This window comes from Haloarcula halophila (genome assembly GCF_029278565.1).
GTDB lineage: Archaea > Halobacteriota > Halobacteria > Halobacteriales > Haloarculaceae > Haloarcula > Haloarcula halophila.
This window is the reverse complement of sequence record NZ_CP119559.1, coordinates 1,864,638-1,880,523: the sequence shown is the minus strand read 5'-3', so window position 1 is coordinate 1,880,523 and position 15,886 is coordinate 1,864,638. Positions and strand designations below refer to the sequence as shown.

General features: G+C 65.4%; 19 protein-coding genes. 7 read left to right on the top strand and 12 right to left on the bottom strand.

Annotated features, from left to right (window positions below):
• Positions 1-37: 37 nt before the first annotated feature.
• Genes P0204_RS09965 through P0204_RS09950 form a run of 4 tightly spaced genes read right to left on the bottom strand, consistent with a single transcriptional unit; the run spans position 38 to position 3,333 of the window.
• Complete coding sequence (locus P0204_RS09965; RefSeq protein WP_276178738.1) at positions 38-334, bottom strand: hypothetical protein; 297 nt, start codon at positions 332-334, stop codon at positions 38-40.
• Positions 334-1,434 (bottom strand): DUF373 family protein, encoded by a 1,101-nt coding sequence (locus tag P0204_RS09960; protein ID WP_276178736.1) that lies wholly within the window; start codon positions 1,432-1,434, stop codon positions 334-336. The genes P0204_RS09965 and P0204_RS09960 overlap by 1 nt, the downstream gene beginning before the upstream one ends.
• Before the next feature lie 23 nt (positions 1,435-1,457).
• Complete coding sequence (locus P0204_RS09955) at positions 1,458-1,970, bottom strand: phosphate-starvation-inducible PsiE family protein (protein ID WP_276178733.1); 513 nt, start codon at positions 1,968-1,970, stop codon at positions 1,458-1,460.
• A gap of 37 nt (positions 1,971-2,007) precedes the next feature.
• Positions 2,008-3,333, bottom strand: coding sequence for an MFS transporter (locus P0204_RS09950; protein WP_276178731.1), 1,326 nt, complete (start codon positions 3,331-3,333; stop codon positions 2,008-2,010).
• Between the two features lie 104 nt (positions 3,334-3,437).
• Between P0204_RS09950 and P0204_RS09945 the strand changes: the two genes are divergently transcribed.
• Together P0204_RS09945 and P0204_RS09940 are read left to right on the top strand one after the other, a co-directional pair.
• Entirely contained in the window at positions 3,438-4,466 is a 1,029-nt protein-coding gene (locus P0204_RS09945) for a radical SAM protein (protein WP_276178729.1), read from the top strand.
• Between the two features lie 65 nt (positions 4,467-4,531).
• Positions 4,532-4,834 carry a hypothetical protein gene (locus P0204_RS09940; RefSeq protein ID WP_276178727.1) on the top strand — a complete coding sequence of 101 codons (303 nt, stop codon included), beginning with the start codon at positions 4,532-4,534 and terminating at the stop codon, positions 4,832-4,834.
• A gap of 30 nt (positions 4,835-4,864) precedes the next feature.
• Here P0204_RS09940 and P0204_RS09935 read toward each other — a convergent pair whose 3' ends face one another.
• From P0204_RS09935 to P0204_RS09915, 5 genes are all read right to left on the bottom strand, one after another.
• Entirely contained in the window at positions 4,865-5,749 is an 885-nt protein-coding gene (locus P0204_RS09935) for a winged helix-turn-helix domain-containing protein (RefSeq protein ID WP_276178725.1), read from the bottom strand.
• Positions 5,750-5,840: 91 nt separating this feature from the next.
• The gene (locus tag P0204_RS09930) at positions 5,841-6,161 is read right to left on the bottom strand and encodes a zinc ribbon domain-containing protein (RefSeq protein WP_276178723.1); all 321 of its coding nucleotides are present in this window, start codon (positions 6,159-6,161) and stop codon (positions 5,841-5,843) included.
• Positions 6,162-6,217: 56 nt separating this feature from the next.
• Complete coding sequence (locus P0204_RS09925) at positions 6,218-6,589, bottom strand: YccF domain-containing protein (RefSeq protein WP_276178721.1); 372 nt, start codon at positions 6,587-6,589, stop codon at positions 6,218-6,220.
• A 231-nt stretch (positions 6,590-6,820) separates the two neighbouring features.
• The gene (locus P0204_RS09920; RefSeq protein WP_276178719.1) at positions 6,821-7,912 is read right to left on the bottom strand and encodes an aminopeptidase; all 1,092 of its coding nucleotides are present in this window, start codon (positions 7,910-7,912) and stop codon (positions 6,821-6,823) included.
• Between the two features lie 39 nt (positions 7,913-7,951).
• A complete protein-coding gene (locus P0204_RS09915) occupies positions 7,952-8,077 on the bottom strand; it encodes a DUF7859 family protein (RefSeq protein WP_276178717.1) in 126 nt (41 codons plus the stop codon).
• A 160-nt stretch (positions 8,078-8,237) separates the two neighbouring features.
• Here P0204_RS09915 and P0204_RS09910 point away from each other — a divergent pair, with 160 nt between their 5' ends.
• Entirely contained in the window at positions 8,238-8,924 is a 687-nt protein-coding gene (locus P0204_RS09910; protein ID WP_276178715.1) for an ArsR/SmtB family transcription factor, read from the top strand.
• A gap of 121 nt (positions 8,925-9,045) precedes the next feature.
• Here P0204_RS09910 and P0204_RS09905 read toward each other — a convergent pair whose 3' ends face one another.
• On the bottom strand, positions 9,046-9,555 hold the full coding sequence (locus tag P0204_RS09905; protein ID WP_276178713.1) for a metallophosphoesterase: 510 nt from the start codon (positions 9,553-9,555) through the stop codon (positions 9,046-9,048).
• Positions 9,556-9,622: 67 nt separating this feature from the next.
• On the opposite strand from P0204_RS09905, the gene P0204_RS09900 reads away from it, so the two are divergent.
• The gene (locus P0204_RS09900; RefSeq protein ID WP_276178711.1) at positions 9,623-10,606 is read left to right on the top strand and encodes a cation diffusion facilitator family transporter; all 984 of its coding nucleotides are present in this window, start codon (positions 9,623-9,625) and stop codon (positions 10,604-10,606) included.
• Here P0204_RS09900 and P0204_RS09895 read toward each other — a convergent pair.
• Entirely contained in the window at positions 10,594-11,340 is a 747-nt protein-coding gene (locus P0204_RS09895) for a hypothetical protein (RefSeq protein WP_276178709.1), read from the bottom strand. The two genes, P0204_RS09900 and P0204_RS09895, sit on opposite strands and share 13 nt — an antisense overlap.
• Positions 11,341-11,416: 76 nt before the next feature.
• Between P0204_RS09895 and P0204_RS09890 the strand changes: the two genes are divergently transcribed.
• The 3 genes from P0204_RS09890 (at position 11,417) to P0204_RS09880 (ending at position 15,313) form a co-directional block, all read left to right on the top strand.
• Positions 11,417-13,612: an ATP-dependent DNA helicase gene (locus tag P0204_RS09890; RefSeq protein WP_276178707.1), complete on the top strand. Its 2,196-nt coding sequence runs from the start codon at positions 11,417-11,419 to the stop codon at positions 13,610-13,612.
• Positions 13,613-13,966: 354 nt separating this feature from the next.
• Entirely contained in the window at positions 13,967-14,590 is a 624-nt protein-coding gene (locus P0204_RS09885) for a hypothetical protein (protein WP_276178705.1), read from the top strand.
• 90 nt (positions 14,591-14,680) lie between these two features.
• Positions 14,681-15,313 (top strand): HD domain-containing protein, encoded by a 633-nt coding sequence (locus tag P0204_RS09880; protein WP_276178703.1) that lies wholly within the window; start codon positions 14,681-14,683, stop codon positions 15,311-15,313.
• Here the strand turns inward: P0204_RS09880 and P0204_RS09875 are convergent.
• Positions 15,310-15,789: a cupin domain-containing protein gene (locus tag P0204_RS09875; protein ID WP_276178701.1), complete on the bottom strand. Its 480-nt coding sequence runs from the start codon at positions 15,787-15,789 to the stop codon at positions 15,310-15,312. The genes P0204_RS09880 and P0204_RS09875 overlap by 4 nt on opposite strands.
• Between the last annotated feature and the right edge of the window lie 97 nt (positions 15,790-15,886).

Genomic DNA, 15,886 nt, shown 5'->3' with positions numbered 1-15,886 from the left:
GGAAGGTAGCCCGGCAGTCTCAAAAACAGTGCGAAAGTCAGTCGTCGAACTCGACGTCTTCGTCGGCGGCGTCCTCGTGGGTGATCGAGATGGCGTCAGTGGTCTGGACGGCGGCCAGCCCGTCGACGGTACAGATATCGTCGACAGCCATCTGGGGGACCGTCACGGCGAGATCGCCGAACTGGAGGTGTCGGTCGACGGTCGCGCCTGCGGCCTCGGCGGCCGCGGCGACGGCGTCGGGGTCGGCATCGGGAGCCGTTTCCAGTACCAACCCGATCGATTCCCCCTCGATCGGGTCCGAACGGATACTCTCGACGGCACGGGAGACGTACATCACTCCGAGGAGGGACCGCCAGGTCCTTGGTTCACTCGATCAGCCGTCTCCAGGCGGGATTCGGCAACGGCGAACGCGAGCGTGCTGGACAGGCCGAGCAGCGTCCCGCCGGTCAACACCGCGGCGAGATACTGGAGGTCCTGAAAGCCGAGGAAAAAGCCGCTGACGCCGTGGAGCACCGCCGAGATAGCGAGTACGTAGAACGGCGCGTTGAGGTAGCGCCACTCGAACTTCTCGCGGAGGTATTCGTCGGTGACCCGGCCCAGACTGGAGGTGACGCCCGCGACCGCGAACCACTGGATGGCACCGTAGACCAGCGCCGAAACCACCTCGACGGCCGAGACCGGGTCGGGCAACGACTCCAGCAGCTGGACGCCGTTGACACCACCGATAAACAGCAGAGCAGCGGCGACGACGTAGGTGATGATCGTCACTCGTCCGGCGTAGAGCCCGGCGGTCGTCTGCTGGACGAGGTCGTCGAGCAACTGCTCGACGCCGAGCCCGCGACCGAGCAGGTAGAGCCCGAAGAGCCCGGAGATGACACCCAGTGCCGATCCCGGCCAGCCGAGATAGTCCAGCAGGATCGTCACGGGGTAGATGAGCAGGAGGATGCCGAGCGGAACGAGAATCGTCCCGCGGGTCTCCGGGTCGTCCAGCACCTGCTTGATGGTGTAGTACATCGATTCGAGGTCCTGTGCCTGGCGGACGACGACCCGGCGGACGCCGTCGATGTGGACCCGCGAACGGATGACCGGGACGACCGACTCGTCCTGTGCGCCGTCGGTGACCACCAGCGCACGGACGTCCTCGCGTGCGGTCAGGGAGGCCAGCACCGTGTCGAGTTCCTCGCCGACGGCGCGGTTCGCGGCGACGTCGCTACCGTCGACACCGGTGACTGCGGCGACTTCGACGGGTTCGTCGGTGATCGCGTCGTGGATGTGGACCCCCTCGAAGAGGACGTTGACGTCAGAGTCCTCGGGATCGGTCTCTGCGAGCGCCACTGCGGCCTCCCCGACGGCGTCGCGGCCGACGACCGGCGTCTCCACGTCGGTCTTGCGACCGAGATCGTCGTCGAGGTCGACACACAGCACCAGCAGCATGCTCCGGGCTACGAGACCGGTCGTTAATTGCTTTCTGGCGTCGGCGCGGCGTCGTCGACGCGGGTCCGGCGCTCGACGAGGAGCAAGGCGACCAGCCCGAAGATGATGACGGTGTACGACACCGCAGCCAGCAAGGCCAGTCGCTCGTTGGCGTACTCCCCGGTCCGGAAGATGATCGCTTTCCGGACCATCGCGATGACGCCCGTATAGATGACCAACCGGACGATCCGGCGGGTCTCGCTCTCCTGGGTGTAGGCGACAACGGTCTGGTACACCTCGACGATGATGAACAGGAGCAACGCGGTGTCGATGAACCCGACGACGACCAGAGGGTCGGTGATGTCGCCTCTAGCCGCGCTCTGGAAGATCTGGAGGCCGAGATCGAAGACGCCGATCGCAAAGAGCACCACCAACACGAGCGCCGCGACGACCTCGACGTACCGGATGAGTGTCTCACTCACCGCGAGGAGTCGTTCGTCGATGGATTCGGCGGCCGGTAGGGGGCCACCTACGGGGTCCCGCTCCTCGTCATCCATACCGACAACTGTCACCCGAGATGTATGAAAGCCGTCCCTATCTGATGTGGCCCGGGTCAGCTGGCCGGGGTTCAGGTGGCTCGGGTGGGGCCGACTGACTCCGGAGTCGAATCACGAGCGCGGCCACGGGAACCAAGAGCAGGCTCCCGACGACGAACGGCGACCAGTAGCCGACGACGGCGTACAGGCCGCCCATCACGGGCGGGCCGACCGTCCGGGCGAGGCTACCCGCGCCCTGCGTGACGCCGAAGGCACTCCCCTGGAGGTCGGCGCTTGCACGCTGTGAGACGAGCGCCGTCAGCGTCACCGAGAGGATGCCGTTTCCGAGGGGCAGGAGCGTCAGGACGACGAGCAGCCCCAGCAGGTCCGGCGTGAGAAACGGGACTACCCCCGTCAGTGAGGGGAGAACGGCTCCCAGTCCCTTCGAGAACGGCAACGCGCCGACGCCGAGAGCGAGCACTCCGGTTCCGGCCAGCGAGAGCGTCGTGGGGCTGTAGCGGGCGGTCAGCGGCCCGACGAGGACACCCTGTGTCAGGACCGCGAGAGCGCCGATGTAGGTCAGCAGCAACGCGCTCTGTGCGGCAGTGTAGCCGTAGATGTCGGCGACGTAGGGGATAAACATGATCTGGACGCCCGAGAAGGCAAACGAGACCAGAAAGAACGCCGTCAGGAGCTCTCGGAGTCCGGCAGTGGCGAGCGCGCGTCTGAGCTGGGCGACCGAGGAGGTGCGCTCGGTCGTCTCATCGCCCGCCGAGCGGGATTCGGGGAGGAAGAGCACCGCGACGACGACGCCACCGAGGCTGGCGACGGCGGCGGCGAAACTCGGCAGCGAGAACCGGGTGATCGGGACCGCGGCGGGCACCGCGGCGTCGACGGCGGCGACGGTGGCGTCGAAGCTCAGCACGGCACCGATCCCGGGACCGAAGATGAACCCCAGGCCGAATGCGGCTCCGATGTACCCCAGTGCCGCGGCCCGGCGTTCCGGCGGGGTCACGTCGGCGACGTAGGCCTGTGCCGTCGAGAGGTTCCCGCCCATCGCCCCCGCGAGCATCCGCGAGACGAACAGCAGCCAGAGGGCCTCGGCGAGCCCGAACACCGTCCAGGCGATCACCGAGCCACAGAGCGAGAGGATCAGTACGGGCCGCCGGCCGACCCGATCGGACAGCGAGCCCAGGAAGGGAGCGAAGGCAAACTGCATCGCCGAGTACGACGCGGCCAGCAGCCCGATAACGAACTCGGTCCCGCCGGGAAACGACCGCGTGTAGTAGGGGAGAATGGGGATGATGATGCCAAAGCCCAGGAGATCAAGAAAGACAACGGCGAAGACAATCGCGAGCCCGCGTCGGCGGGCAGTGTCCTGCATACCGCTGCTGGGAGCGCCATCGGCCTAAAGGCATGGGCACGGGCCACACGGGCGAGCCGATGCGCACGCTTTTTCCCGCTGGGCGATCTGTCTCTGGACACGCAATGATCTCCGAGGGCTGCGAACAGTGTGCCAAAGGCGGCAAGATGGTACTGTTCGTCTACGGCTACTGTGACCAGCGGGACTGTTTCTACTGTCCGCTCGGGGAGAACCGAAAGAACGTCACCCAGATGTACGCCAACGAGCGGCCCGTCGAGTCCGACGAGGACGTCATCGAGGAGGCAAAACGGATGAGCGCGCTGGGGACCTCGATCACCGGCGGCGAACCCCAAGAGGCGCTCGGCCGGACCTGTCACTACCTCGAACTCTTGAAAGACGAGTTCGGCGAGGACCACCACACCCACCTCTATACTGGAATTCCGGGCGGCCGCGAGAACATGCGCCGCCTCTCCGAAGCCGGTCTCGACGAGATCCGGTTCCACCCACCGCTGGAACAGTGGGGTGACCTCCACGGCACCGAGTGGGAGGAGATCCTCTACATCGCCCGCGAAGAGGGGCTGACACCGGCCTTCGAGATTCCCGGCATCCGCGCCGAACCGGAGTTCTTGGAGTTCTTAGACGAAGGGGCCGCGGACTTCTGTAACATCAACGAGTTCGAGATGTCCGACGGGAACTACCGCCGGATGCAGGAGGAAGGGTTCGAACTCAAAGACGACCACATGAGCGCCGTCGAGGGGAGCCACGACATCCTCGAACAGATGGGCGACCACGAGAAGGTCTACTTCTGTACGAGCGTCTTCAAGGACGCCGCTCAGCACCGCTCGCGGCTGAAACGGATGGCCCGGAACATCCGCCGGCCCTTCGACGAGGTGACCGAGGACGGGACGCTCGTCTACGGGAAAGCCTGGGCCAGCGAGCAACGGTTCGTCGATCTGGGCGTCCCCGAGGAGTTCTACACGGTCAAGTCCGACCACGTCGAACTCGCCTGGTGGCTCCTCGAGGAGATGATCGGGGACGGCGACCTCGAAAAAGGGGAGATCGTCGAGCAGTACCCGACCTACGACGCGACTGTCGTCGAGCGGACGCCCGTTTCGAGTGGAACGGCCGGCGGGCAGGCTGCGGCAGGCGATTAATTCCAAGTCCTCATCTCGCGATAGATATATTTTTCCTGACGGTGTAGAAGCGACACGGAGCGAGGATGAAGCCCCGACATCTCTACGCCGCCGGCTCCGCGATAGGAATCGTCGGAAGCCTCGTCCTCGCGGCTGGAACGGTCCTCGCCGGGGATATCGGGATGAATATCGTATGGTCTCCGGTTGCGGTGATGTTCGTGTTCGTGATCTGCCTCGTCACGGCGCTCAGGCAAGAGGATGTCGAGTACGACCGGACGCTGGCCTATCGTGCCGGGAACTGGATCGGTGCCGTCTTGGTGGTCGGTCTCGGTCTGGTGATACTCGTCGTCGGAGTGTGGTTCTTCAGGTGGGTGAACACGCTCGGGTGACAGCGCCGGTGACGCGCTGTCGTGCGGGAGTCAGTCCACGCGCTCGACGTCGAGAACGTCCAGATCACCGTCGACGACCAGCGTCAGCGTCACATCGTCGACGGTGTACTGGACCCGCGCCCGGAACGGCTCCTCCTGCTCGATCCAGGCCTGGTCTGTGTTCCAGGCGCTGAACTCCCAGAACGGGTGTTCGCGGACGTCGACCCCGGCGTCGTAGTAGAAGGCGACGACCGCCGGATGGGTCACCAGCGCGACGCCCAGATCGCCGGTGATCTCCGACCCACAGCGCTCGCATTCATAACGGACCAGCGGGAGGTCCGCTCGGTCGGTCGGGCCGCGTTCGGGGTGAGCGTCGCTCGACCGCCGGATGTCCGTCCGGAGACGCCCCTCACAGTCCCAACAGAACCCGTTCGAGAGCTGATAGAAGATGGTCCGGAAGTAGCGACTGGTCACCTCGGGGAACTGCTCGCGGTCGTAGCCGGCGAACACGCCCGGCGGGACCATCGTCGTCGCGACCATCTCACAGCGATCGCACTCGATCCGGACGCGTTCGTCCTGATAGCTGAACGTCGGGGAGCGGCCACAGGACGGGCAGGCGTCGTCGAGATCGAAGGAGTCGGTGGAACCGTCCATCGTGAACGCGCCCGCGTGGATCGCGCCGTTGACCGCGATCCCGGCCAGTGTCAGTTCGTAGCCGTCGCCGGTCTTCGTGAGAAAGCGGTCCGTGAGTTTGTCGAGGTGGTAGTTGAACTGCCCGGAGTCGGCGACGCCGACGGCGTCGCGCAGCTCCGAGAACGTCAGCGTCTCTCCCTGGTGGTCCCACAGCGCACGGAGGATGTCGACGCGAGTGGCGTCGGCGAGGGCGGCGAACGCCTCGTCGGGGTCGGCCGTCTCGATGAGCCCTGAGTCGCTCATGGCTGGGGCATGGACCGACCGGAGCTTCAACGTGCCGGCGCTGCCCCGTCGTGGCGGCGTCTGGTCTGTCCCGCGGGGAGCCAAGCGCGTGCTACCCCGAAATATCGCTGAGACAGTCCCGACAGTACGTCACGTCCTCGCAGTTGTAAGTGCCGCAGTTGTCACAGGCGACCGTCTCGTCGGGGATCGGGTCGGCCCCCGTAGCCGCCGCCCGGACCGAGGCGGAGTCTCCGTTCCAGGCACTGCCGTCTGTGTCCATCGTTTCCGCCCGCTGTTTGGCCCGCTGGACCAACTCGTCGTCACGCATCGCTTCCAGCCCGTGCCACAGTCCCAGGAAGAGGACGGTGGGGGCAACGATGACGAACAGGCCGGCAGCGACCCGCAACGCCAACTCTACCTGTCCGACTGCCATAGCCACGTGTTGGGCTGGAGAGGGGAGTATCCTTCGTTCGCGCTAACAGGTACGGGTCAGTAGTCGTACAGAGAGACGACGAAGGGTAGTCTGGCGTGCATCCAGACGGCGACGGGGATACCGACGATCGTCAGCGTCACCGCGTACGCGGCCGCCGTCCAGAGGGCGCTCGCCCACCAGCCGATACAGACGAACCACACCGCACGAACCGGCCACGAGTACGACTCGGTCGTCCGTTCCGCAACCGGTGGGTCCCGGCGCTTGAGCGACACCACCAGCGGGACCCGGTTGATCAGAGCGATCCCCAGCGGGATGCCGACGAGGGTGAGGTTCAACAGCCAGGCGGCGGCGAGCCAGAGCCCGGTGAGCCACCAGCCGACGAACAGGAACCAGACGGCACGGACGAGGAGGGGTGGCTGGTCGCGCATACCCGTCTCTACCCCGGCAGCGGTCATAAGTCTCCTGTCCGTGGTCGGCTTCGTGGTACGGTACGACACATCTCGGCTACGGAACGTCTTTCGCCCCGTCGGCGACCTCCGCTCATGGACGATCTCGCCGAATCCGACACTTCGTCGGCGAGACTGGAGAAAGAGTGACTCTCGAACCTATCTCAGCTGCTCCCGCCGGTCGCCGTTCCGAGGCGAGGTCTTTCGGTGCTCTCAGTCCTCGAAGCCGTCCTCGAAAACGAAGGTCCCGTTCCGCTGGACCACCTCTCCGTCCACCTCGATGTATGAATCCTCGCTCATGTCGACGATCATGTCGACGTGGACGGCCGACTCGTTCTGTTCGTTTGCCTCGCCGACGTTCTCTTCGTAGGCACGCCCGATAGCCATGTGGACAGTGTCGCCCATCTTCTCGTCGAACAGCATGTTGTAGGTGAACCGGTCGATGTCGCGGTTCATCCCGATACCGAGTTCGCCCAGATAGCGGGCGCCCTCGTCGGTATCGAGCACTTCGGTCAGCAGGTCCTCGTTCTTCTCGGCGCTGTGGGAGACAACCTCGCCGTCTTCGAAGCGAAGGCGGACGCCGGTGACCTCCCGACCCTGGTGGTACAGCGGCTTGTCGAACAGCACTTCCCCCTCGACGCTGTCCCGAACCGGCGCGGTGAACACCTCGCCGCCGGGGAGGTTCTTCTCGCCGTAGTCGTTGAGCGTCTCGTTGCCGGCGACCGACATCGTCACGTCGGTCGTCTCGCCGGAGACGATACGGACCTCCTGGGCGGGGTCGAGGATCTCGACCATCTGGGACTGGTGTTCCCGGACCGCGTCCCAGTCTTTCAGGACGGCGTCCCAGACGAAGTTCTCGTAGCCTTCGGTAGACATCTGGGCCAGTTGGGCGTTGGCGGCGGCGGGGAACTGGGTGAGACACCAGGTCTTCGAGAGTCGCTCGTTCAACAGCGGTTGCTGGGCCTGCTGGTAGGCGCTTGTCACCTCGGGATCGACGTCGCTGGTCTCGGTGACGTTCGCGCTCCCGCGGATCGCGATGTAGGCGTCCATCTCCTCGTAGAGCGCCTGGACGTGACTCGGGGTCTCGAACTCCTCGCGGTTCCGGAGATACGCCCGACGGAACCGTTCGCCGAGTCGTTCCTGGACGACCAGCGGGTTCGCCCCGCGGTCGGCGGCGGCTTCGTGGAGCGCGACGACGAGGTCCTCCGAGACCGGGTGTGCGTCGATGACGATGTCGTCACCGGCGCTCAGATCGATGGAGTGGTCGACGATGACGTCTGCGTGTTCGCGGATACGCGGGTCCATATCGCTACTGTTAGCGACGGCCACAAACAGTTTTCGCCACTACTTCTCCTTGCTCTGTTGGAACCCCTCTTTGAACCCGAGGAAGGTCCGCCGGAGCATGAGATACATGAAGAAGAAAAACAGCAGCACGGCAGCCAGGATTCCCAGCGTGATGACGTCGACCATATCCGCAGTTGTCAGCGCGGCATCAAAGATGTTTCGCCACCAGCCGGAAGACGGCCCGAGACGGCCGATTTTCGAGAGTGAAATCCATATTTGAGCGATATGTGCAACGACTGTCTGACCTTGGCAAAGACTCATAACCCGATAGAACATACGTGATCGTATGTCGCTGCTTCCCTCTCGGGACCCGGCAACCCCCGACGCCGAACCTCGGGTCATCGGCGTGGACAGCGAGGACGCGGACGACGTGTTGTCCGCACTCTCGGCAGAGACCGCCCGGAACTTACTCGCGGAGCTCAACCGCGAGCCGGCCCCGCCGGGCGAGCTCGCGGACCGTGTCGACACGTCCCTCCAGAACGCCCAGTACCACCTCGACAAACTCGAAAACGCCGGTGCCGTCGAGGTGGTCGACACCGCGTACTCACAGAAGGGCCGCGAGATGGACGTGTTCGCCCCCGCGAACCAGCCGCTCGTCATCTGTGCCGGCGACGAGCAGGAGACCTCCGGGTTGCGCTCGATGCTCTCGAACCTGCTGGGTGGACTCGCCGTCGTCGGGCTCGCCAGCGCGTTCGTCCAGGAGGTGTTCGGGGACGGACTCTCGGCCCTGTTCGGGCCGACCGTCCGCAGTGGGAGCGCTGACACGACCGATCCACAGCCGAGTCTCTACGCCGAGAACGGGACCGTCGCCGACGGCGGGTTCACCGACACTGCGGTCGGCGCTATCGACGGGGCGACACAGGGTGGCGCCGAGGCGGCGACGGCGGTCCCGCCGGGAATCGCCTTCTTCGCCGGCGGCGCGGTTGTTCTCGCCGCGGTGACGGTCCTATGGTACTCCCAGCGCCGTGTGTAAAACGGGTCTTTGACTCTCCAGTAGCTCCTTTAGCGTGTGTGTCATATACCCACGTGCGCCGGCCCGTGGAATCCAGTCCAACACTCCACCACTGGTATTCCACCGGCACGATCCCGTGTCGTCACTGCTCCCACTGAACCGATTCGAGCGTCTCCCCGTCGGGCGAGCACAGACGGGCTCGGACGCCATCGGCAGTCACGTCGAGTTCGGCGTGGGCTGCCCGGTACCGCCGCGGGTCGGCGTAACTCCCGGGGTTGACGAGCAACCGTTCGTCACGTGCCCGCAACTCCGGCCGATGTGAGTGACCGACCACCACCACGTCGGCTCCCTCCTGTCGCGCGAGCATCGTGAGCCCCGTCTCCGTGTGTTCGTGTCCGTGAACGACCAGCACTGTCAGGCCCGCCCACGCACAGATCCCGACCGAGGGGAGACGCTCCCTGATCGCGGCCCCGTCGTTGTTCCCGACGACCGCCGTGAGCGAGGGTGCCACGCGCTCGACGTCGTCGAGGACCCGTTCGGTCGTGAAATCGCCCGCGTGGACCACGTGATCGGCCGACTGGACGGCTCTCAGGGTCGCGCCGTCCAGTCGGTGATCGTCGGTCCCGTGCGTATCAGAGATGGCGGTGAGCATACCGGGACGACGGGCGCCAGCTATAAATCCAGAACCACTTTGGGTGCGGGGCTGGAGAAGACACCTAATGGCCGGAAGCAGATCAGTCGTCCTCGCCGCCCTCGTCGCCAACGGCGCCATCGCGGTCCTGAAGTTCTTCGGGTTCCTCCTGACCGGGAGCGCCGCGATGCTGTCGGAGACGTATCACAGTATCTCCGACACGGGAAACCAGGTGTTCCTGCTCATCGGAATCCGTTACAGCGGCCGCGAACGCGACCGGAGACACCCCTTCGGCTACGGGAAGGCACAGTTCTTCTATAGCTTCCTCGTCTCGGTGTTCCTCTTCGGGATCGCGGGCTGGGAGAGCCTGAAACACGGGTACAACGAGATCGCGGCTGGTGGCCACGGTTCCGAGGCCGCCCAGGGCAGCGTCGACTTCCTGTTCATCCAGTACACGCCACCGGCGTGGCTCGATCCGCTGTGGGTCAACTACACCGTCTTGCTGGCTGCGTTCGCCTTCGAGACGTGGGCACTGTGGAAGGCCCGCGCGGAGATGCAACGCCAGATCGACGCGAACGACTGGAGCGGTTACAAGGAAGCGTTCCGCAAGACCAGCGACGTGACGACGCTGACGGCACTGACCGAGGACACCATCGCGCTGACCGGCATCGTCATCGCGCTCGTCGGACTCTTTCTCACCCAGCAGACGGGCAACGAGCTCTTCGATCAGCTCTCGGCGGTGTTGATCGGGATCATGCTGATGGGCTTTGCCCTGGCGCTGGCCTGGGAGAACAAACGGCTCCTGTTGGGCGAGAGTCTCCCCAGAGACGAAGAGCAGAAGCTCGAAGACATCATCCGGGCAAACGACGACGTAGCCGATATCATCGACTTTCGAACGGTCTACTTCGGACCGGGCCGGTTGCTGGTGTCGGCCGACGTGGCGTTCGGTCCCGACCTCGACACCGACGGGATAGATCGGGCGATCACCGAGATCGAGCGGGAACTGTCGGAGGCAAACGAGAGCGTCCGGAAGGTGTACATCGAGCCCGAGACGGACGATCAGCCGTCGTAGAGATCGACGTCGTCGAGCCACCAGGGAACGACGACCCGGTCGGTGCCGGTCGTGACACGCATCCGAACCGTCAGGTTCGTCGCGTCGGAGTCCCGCTGGTAGTGTTCGACGTATCTGACGATCCCGGCCCTGTCGACGTACACCCGTGAGCGGACCGTGACCGTCTGGTCCGGGTCGCCGGCGGTGATCGGGACGTCCGTGTCGTCGGTCGACAGTACCGCGAGCGATCGGCCGTTCCGGGTGACGGTCCCGGCTAGTTCGTACTCGTAGTCGGTCAGAACCGCCCGAAGCAGTGAGACACCCGAGAGCGTGCCGACATAGGGGACCGAGCCGTCGCTGGGCCTCGTGACGTAATCGCGGTCCGGATCGTCCGAAGCGGTTCGATACACCGTCCCGTTGGCGACGACGGCGTCGTCGGCTACTGGCCCGAATGTTCGCCGAACCCGAACGACATCGGCATCACGGTCGACCCAGATATCCCTGGTGTTCTGTGGCCCCTCACGGACCACCTGGCGGTGGAAGCTCCGGCCCTCCAGCGCGGCGTGATGGCGGGCGAGTACACGTCCGAGGTCGACCGAGCCGTTCGATCGTGGTATCGCGACCGGTTGGGCTGTGGATGTCTCCGGGACAGGGGCGGGGGTCACGACCCGGTCCGAGGCATCACCGTCGGTCGCGAGGAACCCCGAACAGCCCGCCAGCAGGAGCAAACAGACGACTGCGAGGAGCCGCCACATACCACGAGCAACGGAAGCACAGCGGAAGTAGCTGCCGGGGCGAACCCTTTTGCCCGAGAGCGGCCAATCACCCAGCGTGGCGACGACCGACGACGGCTACCTCCGGTTTTTCCCCTACGAGGAGCCCTACGACCACCAGCGGGAGGCGATGGCCACCATCTCCGAGGCCTTCGAAGACGGGCAGGACGTCCTCTTCGAGGGAGCCTGTGGCACCGGGAAGACGTTGGCCTCGCTGGTCCCGGCGCTCGAACACGCCCGCGAGACCAACAAGACCGTCGTCATCACGACGAACGTCCACCAGCAGATGCGCCAGTTCGTGGCCGACGCCCGGGCGATCACCGACGAGGAAGACCTGCGAGCGGTCGTCTTCCGCGGGAAGGGGTCGATGTGTCACATCGACGTCGACTACGAGGAGTGTCAGGCCCTGCGGGACACGACCCGCGATCTGGTCGAGACCGAACAGGACATCGCCGATCTCGAACAGCGCGAGAGCGAACTGCTGGAGGCCGGCCAGGAGGGCAGCAGCGAGGCGATGGAGGCACGCGACGCCGTCGTCGACGAACTCCGACAGCTCCAGGACGACCTGGCGGAACTGGAGTCCGAGCGGTCGACGTGTGACCACTACTACCGGAACCTCACGGTCGACACCGAGGCGTTCTACGCCTGGCTCTACGACGACGTGCGCACACCCGACGACGTCTACGAGTACGCCCACGAGCGGGGGATGTGTGGCTACGAACTGCTGAAAGAGGGGATGGACGGCGTCGACCTCGTGGTGTGTAACTACCACCACCTGCTGGACCCGACGATCCGCGAGCAGTTCTTCCGCTGGCTCGGCCGCGATCCCGAGGACATCATCGCCGTCTTCGACGAGGCCCACAACGTCGAGTCGGCCGCTCGCGATCACGCCCGTCGCACGCTGACCGAGAACACGCTCGACCAGGCCGTCGACGAACTCGACGGGGTCGACGACGACCGGGCCGGCGCGGCCGAGAACGTCCTGGCGGCGTTCCGGGACGCGTTGGTCGAGACCTACGAGGACTCCTTCGGTTTCGGTGAGCGCGAACGGGTCGACGACCACTGGGAGGACATCACCGTCGCCAACGACGAGAAACGCGACGATCTGACGCTGACCTTCCTCCAGGGGTACACCGGCCCCGGCTTCCACGAGGAACTGACGGCGGCGACAGAACTGGGGCGGGACCTGGATGCCCGCTACGAGGAGGAGTTCAAAGAGGGGAAACTCGACACCCGCAAGGAGTGTCAGACCCTCCAGGCGGCGGCCTTCCTCGACGCGTGGCTCTCCGAGAGCGACGAGGCCGGCCAGTACCCCGTCGTCAGCGTCCGCCGGGACGAGAGCACCGACGAGGTGTACGGGCGGGCGGAACTGTACACCTGTATCCCCGAGGAGGTGACCCGGGACCTGTTCGCGGAACTGCACGCGTCGGTGCTGATGAGCGCCACGTTGCGCCCCTTCGACGTGACCGAGGACGTCGTCGGCCTGGACGACCCGGTGACGATGGCCTACGGCGCGCAGTTCCCCGAGGAGCGCCGGCGAACCTACGCCGTCGACGGACCGGCGCTGTTTGCCAGCGAGCGCGACGACCCACAGACACAGCAGACGGTCGCCCGGACGCTCGAAGACGTGATCCGGTTCACGCCGGGCAACACGCTCGTGTTCTGTCCGTCCTACAGCGAGGCCCGGCGCTACTACGAGATGGTCGCGGTCAGCGGGACCCGCTATCTGGACGAACCCGGCACACAGGCCCGTGACCTCCGTGAGGCGTTCGTCGACGGCGACGACGGCGTCCTCTTTACCTCGCTGTGGGGGACCCTCGGCGAGGGGGTCAGCTACGACGGCGACGACGCCCGGACCGTCGTCGTCGTCGGCGTCCCCTATCCCCACCTCGACGACCGGATGGAGGCCGTCCAGGACGCCTACGGAACCGCGTTCGCCGACGGCGAGGACGACACCCCCTCGGCTGACGAGGCGGGCTGGCGGTACGCCGTCGAGATTCCGACCGTCCGGAAGACCCGACAAGCCCTGGGCCGGGTCGTCCGCTCGCCAGAGGACTTCGGGGCGCGTATCCTCCTGGACAAGCGCTACACCGAGGCCGCAGAGATGGAGATGCACGACTACGCCGTCCGGGGCACGTTCCCCCCGGAGGAGCGCCGGGAGATGGTCGACATCGACCCCGAGAAACTGAAGTTCGCGATGCTGAACTTCTATCAGGACAGGGACGCCTACGACGGGCCACCACCCAAGCCCTGAGTACGGGGTCGAGCACAGCGAAACCGCGCTTTCTCCCGCGTTTTTGCACAATCTGTCGGTGAAGTGAGTCCCGCGAACGAGCCGATCCACACGGCAGAAAGGTGGATGCCGACGCCTGCGGCGGGCCACTGTCGAAGCCGTATCTGTCGGGGCTGGAGCCGTACCGGACAGCAGGGTGGTTCCTCACGGTGTGTTGAGAGCGGTATCGTAGAAAACAGTTGCTGATAATACAGTTCTTGGATTCGAATATCGGAATCGATCGGAAGGAGTCACTCTCCACGTATTCCTCGAAGGAGTTTTCGATAATTCTGTTATCGGTATTCTTTTATATTGTCTTTCAAAGCCACAAATAAGATGGTCTTCGGACTCATCGGACTGTTGTTCAACATCGTGACGTTCCCGGGGATGTTCGTCAACGGCGTTATCCAGGACGTATTCGATCAGAAGTACGGCGTCCCGTCGGCCCGACTGGCGGTCGACGAGAACGTCGATCTCGACGAGATCGAACGGACACAGGAGGCGATGGCGAAGGTATCACGGGTTCTCGACGATGGCGAGGAGCCGGGGCCGGACGAGCGAGTCGAGTATTTCACGAACCACGCGGCTGTCGAGCAGTATCGGGACCTGTTCGGCGTCGTCGTCGGCCCGTTCGTCGTGACGACCGTCGTCGGGCTGGTCCTGTTTGCCGCGTTCGTCACTCTCGGGCTCGCCGGCGTGGTGGAGGGGACTGGCGGATTAGCGTGGTGGGCCGGCTTTTACCCCGGCTTCGCGATCTCGGCCCACGCGTTCCCGAACCGGGAGCCGACCACGGCGCTGTGGGAGCGATCCAAAGAGACAGGGAGTCTCCTGCGTTTCGTCGGTTACCCGCTCGTCGGCGTGTCGATGCTGTTCAACGCGCTGGAGTTCTTGTGGATCGACGCGATCTACGCGTTCGCGCTGTTCCTGTTGCTTGCGGTTCCGGCGGGCGTACTCGTCTGATCGGCGAGGAGGGACCCGATCACCTCTATCTCCCAGCGTCGTCCGAACCCGACCACCACGCCTTTGCCGTGTGCCTGCGAGAGACTGCTGATGCCAGACGACTCCCTCCGTGCGGTCGCGCGATCGTACTTCGCGGACTCGATGAGCCCCGCCCACGACTGGCACCACGTCCAGCGTGTCGAGGCGCTGACCGAGCGCCTGACCGCCGAGTACGCCGCCGACGAGCGGACGGTCGAACTCGCGGTGTGGTTCCACGATATCGGTCGTGCGAGAGAGGACGCCGGCGAGATCGACGATCACGCGACGTGGGGTGCTCGGGAGGCCGAGCGGGTGCTGGCCGAGCACGGGATCGCCGACGGACGGATCGAGACCGTGACCCAGGCCATCCGGGCACACCGCTACTCCAACGATACCGAGCCGGCGAGCCGCGAGGCCCAGATCCTCTGTGACGCCGACAACCTGGACGCCCTCGGTGCGGTCGGGATCGCTCGTTGTTTCACCTACGGCGGCGAACTGGGTGAGCCGATCCACGACCCGTCGACGCCGCCGGCGGAAGATCCGACGGCCGCGGGGCAGAGTCAGTACAACCACATCCACACGAAGATCCTGGATCTGCCCGAGCGGATGTACACCGACGCCGGCCGGGAACTCGCCGAGGACCGTCGGGCCTTCGTCGAGCGGTTCCTCGACCGCTTCGACACAGAGGTGGCCGGGCGCCGTTAGAGATCGGGTTCCAGTTCGGTCCCGCAGTCCGGACAGACGAGCAGGAACCCGTCCTCGGCCGGTTCGAGCGAGAGGACGTCGCTGTCACAGTCGGGACAGGGCTGTACGACCCGGCTCTCGGTGGTCGTTTTGGGTGCGCCGAGCGCCAGCGCGACGACCCGCTCGTCGCTCTCGTTGCGCCCCTGCTGGTAGTCGCCGGGCGCGAACCGGACCCCTTCGTCCGGCCCGACGGTGACCGTCTCGCTCTCGCCGGCGGGGTCGGTCCGGTACTCGAAGGTGGCCGTCCCCTCGATGACGTAGAACAGTTCCTCCTGATCGAGGTGTGCGTGGAGTCCACCCGAGAAGGCCTCGCCCGGGTCGAGGACGTAACGGTTGATCGCGACATCCGTCGCGCCCAGCGGTTCGGCGAGCGCTCGTCGGTCGATATCGGCACCCATCGACTGCGGCTCGATTTCGTCCGCGGAGACGTGCTTCATAGGTGACGGGAGGAACGGGAGGCGGAAAAGGCCGGTCCCAAACAGCCGGTGAGCCCGATCGGAAACCGGGTCCTTTGAAACCCTGCACGCGAAACGG